Source organism: Mesorhizobium sp. M7A.F.Ca.US.014.04.1.1 (assembly GCF_003998745.1).
Classification (GTDB): domain Bacteria; phylum Pseudomonadota; class Alphaproteobacteria; order Rhizobiales; family Rhizobiaceae; genus Mesorhizobium; species Mesorhizobium ciceri.
Genome location: NZ_RZRW01000609.1, coordinates 1 through 3317 on the forward strand (window position 1 = coordinate 1; position 3317 = coordinate 3317).

A 3317-nucleotide genomic window follows, 5' to 3' on the forward strand; every position below is an offset into this window, starting at 1 on the left:
GGGGCGCAGGTCGGGGAGATCGAAGTGCGCGGTCCACCCGTTGGGACGACGGCGCGGGTGGCAATGCAACTGGCCGCCCATGCCGGCCGCGGCGACATTATCGCGTCGCGTCTGATCGCCGATCTGGCGGCTGGGTCGGGCCTGCATTTCACCGACGCCGGGCGCATCAGTGTCGACGAGCTGGAGCAGCCGCTGGCGCTGGTCCATGCGACGTCCGAACAGCATCTGGAACCCGCCTGCCGGCCCAAACCCAAGACCGCCGAGCCGGCCGCATTGACGGCGCGCGAAAGCGAGGTGGTGAGCCTCGTCGCCGACGGCAAGAGCAATGCCGCGATCGCCGCCGAATTGCGGCTGAGCGAACACACGGTCAAGCGCCATGTCGCCAACATACTGCTCAAGCTGGATCTGCCGTCGCGGGCGGCGGCGGCGGCGTTTTCGGCCAGGCACCCTGGCCCGCACGGGCCATGAGAGCCATGGCGCTTTCGGGCGAAGCGGCCATGGGCGGGCAAGCGCTATCAATTCTCTCCACGCAGGCTAGGCGGATGTCGCTGGAAAAGGCGCTGCGAACGGAGGAGGAAATGCTGAAGTCGAACCGGACACTCAAATTGCTTGTGATCGCTGCAAGCGTTGGCGCGTTGTTCGCCATCTCTCCCGCAAAGGCCGAGGACGCGTCCGCGGCGGCCGCCTACAAGGACATCGAGGCAACGCTCGGCTCGGTGCCGGACATGTTCAAGACCCTGCCGGATGTGGCCGTCGCCGGCGCCTGGGCCGAGATTAAGGGCGTGCAGCTCAACCCGAAGACGGCGCTTGACGGCAAGACCAAGGAACTTTTGGGCCTCGCCGTCGCGGCGCAGATCCCATGCCAGTACTGCATCTATTTCCACACCGAGGCGGCCAAGCTCAACGGCGCCAGCGACGAGGAGATCAAGGAGGCGGTGGCGATGTCCGCCATCGTGCGCCATTGGTCGACGATGCTCAACGGCAGCCAGGTCGATCTGACGACCTTCAAGAAGCAGACCGACGACGTATTCGCGGCCGTCAAGGCGAAGTCGCAGTAAGAACCACTGCCCGGCGATGAGCGCCGGACGGCACATCGACCATCAACCGCCCGGTCGGAAGACGGGCCAATGGAGGATGAAATGCTGACCAAGACCCAAACAGTGGACGGCGCCGCGATCAAGAAGGCGATCGAAACCCGTGACGGCAAGATGCTGTCGAGCTTCTATGCCGAAGACGCGCTGGTGCGGGTGATCGACCGCAACAACCCGCCGAGCAAGCCGCGTGAAATCCGCGGGCGCGCGGCGATCACCACATTCTGGGACGACATCTGCAGCCGGGCGATGACCCACAAGGTCGACACCACCATCGCCGACGGCGACAGCCTCGCCTTCACCCAGGCCTGCGCCTATCCGGACGGCACCAAGGTGTTCTGCGCAGCGATGCTGGAGCTGAAGAACGGTCGGATCGCAAGACAGACCGTCGTGCAGGCCTGGGACGAGTAGATCAACAACCGTGGATCAACCGCGGCCTGGGCCGCAACCTGGAGGAGAAGACGATGTTCAGCGCCAGATGGCAGATCGACGCCAAGTTCGGACACAAGCAGACCGTGCTCGACCTGTTGAAGAAATGGGAACGCGAGATCGGGTCACAGGTCGGCCTCGACGAGCTGGAATTCCAGATCATGACCGGTTCGATCGGCGCGCGGGAGGCGACGGTCGAGTCCCATCACCAGGTCGAAAGCCTGGCCCAGTTGGAGGCGTTCTTCGCCAAGATCGGCAAGATCGACGCGCACGCGAAATGGGGCAAGGAGATCGAGCCCTATGTCGTGTCTGGCACCAGCCTGTGGAATATCTATCGCATCGTGGAGTAGTGGTCTGCGGTCTTACCTCTCCTCTTGTGGGAGAGGTCGGATTGCCCCGATTTGTCCTTCACAAATCGGTTGGCAACCCGGGTGAGGGGTAAGCTGGCGTCAAGCTGGAACACCCCTCATCCGTCTCGGCGCTACGCGCCGATCCACCTTCTCCCACAAGGGGACAAGGCAAAACTAGCCATGCGCAACCATCACATGCCGCACGGCGGTGTAATCCTCCAGTGCGTAGAGCGACATGTCCTTGCCGTAGCCGGACTGCTTCAACCCGCCATGCGGCATCTCGTTGGTCAGCATGAAGTGGGTGTTGATCCAGGTGCAGCCATATTGCAGGCGGGCGGCCGTCGCCATGGCGCGCGAGACATCCTTGGTCCATACGGATGACGCCAGGCCGTAGTCGCTGTCATTGGCCCAGTTCACCGCCTCGTCGACTTCCGAAAAACGAGTAACCGAGACGACCGGGCCGAACACTTCGCGGCGCACGATCTCATCTTCCTGCAGCGCGCCGGCGACGACGGTCGGCTGGTAATAGAAGCCGGAGCCCTCGCCCGGCTTGCCGCCGGTGGTGATCTCGATGTGTTTCAGTTCCGAGGCGCGCTCGACGAAGCTCGAGACGCGGTCGCGCTGGCGGCGCGAGATCAGCGGGCCGATTTCGTTTTCGGTATCGTCGGGGCGGTCGTACTTGATGGTCGAGACGGCCGAGGAGAGATCGGCGACGAGCTTGTCGTAGATCTTCTTGCCGGCGTAGATGCGGCAGGCGGCGGTGCAGTCCTGGCCGGCATTGTAATAGCCGAAGGCACGCAGGCCGTTGACCACGGCGCCGAGGTCGGCGTCGTCGAAGACGATGACCGGCGCCTTGCCGCCGAGCTCGAGATGCGTGCGCTTGACCGACTTGGCGGCCGCCTGCAGCACCTTCTTGCCGGTGGCGACATCGCCGGTGATCGAGATCATGTTGACCTTGGGATGATTGATCAGCGTGTTGCCGACGCTGTCGCCGCGGCCGAGCACGACATTGACGACGCCTTCGGGCAGGATGTCCGCAAGGATTTTTGCCAGCTTCAGCGCCGTCAGCGGTGTCTGCTCGGACGGTTTGAAGACGACGGTGTTGCCGCCGGCGATCGCCGGCGCCAGCTTCCAGGCCATCATCATCAGCGGATAGTTCCACGGCGCGATGGAAGCGACGATGCCAATGGCATCGCGACGGACCATCGAGGTGTGGCCGGGAATGTATTCGCCAGCGACGACGCCCGGCATCGAACGGACGGCGCCGGCGAAGAAGCGGTAGCAATCGACGATCGCCGGGATTTCGTCATTGAGCACGGCGTTGATCGGCTTGCCGCAGTTGAGCGCCTCGAGCGTGGCGAACTCCTTCGCGTCGGCTTCGATGCGGTCGGCGATCTTCAGCAAATAGCCGGAGCGCTGCGCCGGCGTGGTGCGCGACCACAAGACG

The 3317-nt window shown here is 63.9% G+C and carries 5 protein-coding genes; 4 read left to right on the forward strand and 1 reads right to left on the reverse strand.

Translation table 11 applies throughout. From position 1 onward, the window contains the following. The 4 genes from EOA22_RS28515 to EOA22_RS28530 all read left to right on the forward strand — a co-directional run. Positions 1 to 468 (forward strand): helix-turn-helix transcriptional regulator (locus EOA22_RS28515; protein ID WP_164755914.1); only part of this gene is annotated, 468 nt, incomplete at its 5' end. 110 nt (positions 469 to 578) lie between these two features. Beyond that, a complete protein-coding gene (locus EOA22_RS28520) occupies positions 579 to 1058 on the forward strand; it encodes a carboxymuconolactone decarboxylase family protein (protein WP_013528017.1) in 480 nt (159 codons plus the stop codon). 81 nt (positions 1059 to 1139) lie between these two features. Continuing rightward, a complete protein-coding gene (locus EOA22_RS28525) occupies positions 1140 to 1502 on the forward strand; it encodes a nuclear transport factor 2 family protein (protein WP_024503372.1) in 363 nt (120 codons plus the stop codon). A 53-nt stretch (positions 1503 to 1555) separates the two neighbouring features. Beyond that, positions 1556 to 1870: a hypothetical protein gene (locus EOA22_RS28530; protein WP_013528019.1), complete on the forward strand. Its 315-nt coding sequence runs from the start codon at positions 1556 to 1558 to the stop codon at positions 1868 to 1870. A gap of 174 nt (positions 1871 to 2044) precedes the next feature. Here the strand turns inward: EOA22_RS28530 and EOA22_RS28535 are convergent. Continuing rightward, a partial coding sequence (locus EOA22_RS28535; protein ID WP_164755917.1) for a gamma-aminobutyraldehyde dehydrogenase occupies positions 2045 to 3317 on the reverse strand: 1273 nt, incomplete at its 5' end.

Coding starts and splice junctions, on each gene's coding strand:
- EOA22_RS28520 (WP_013528017.1), top strand. CDS start 579: ATGCTGAAGTCGAACCGGACACTCAAATTGCTTGTGATCGCTGCAAGC.
- EOA22_RS28525 (WP_024503372.1), top strand. CDS start 1,140: ATGCTGACCAAGACCCAAACAGTGGACGGCGCCGCGATCAAGAAGGCG.
- EOA22_RS28530 (WP_013528019.1), top strand. CDS start 1,556: ATGTTCAGCGCCAGATGGCAGATCGACGCCAAGTTCGGACACAAGCAG.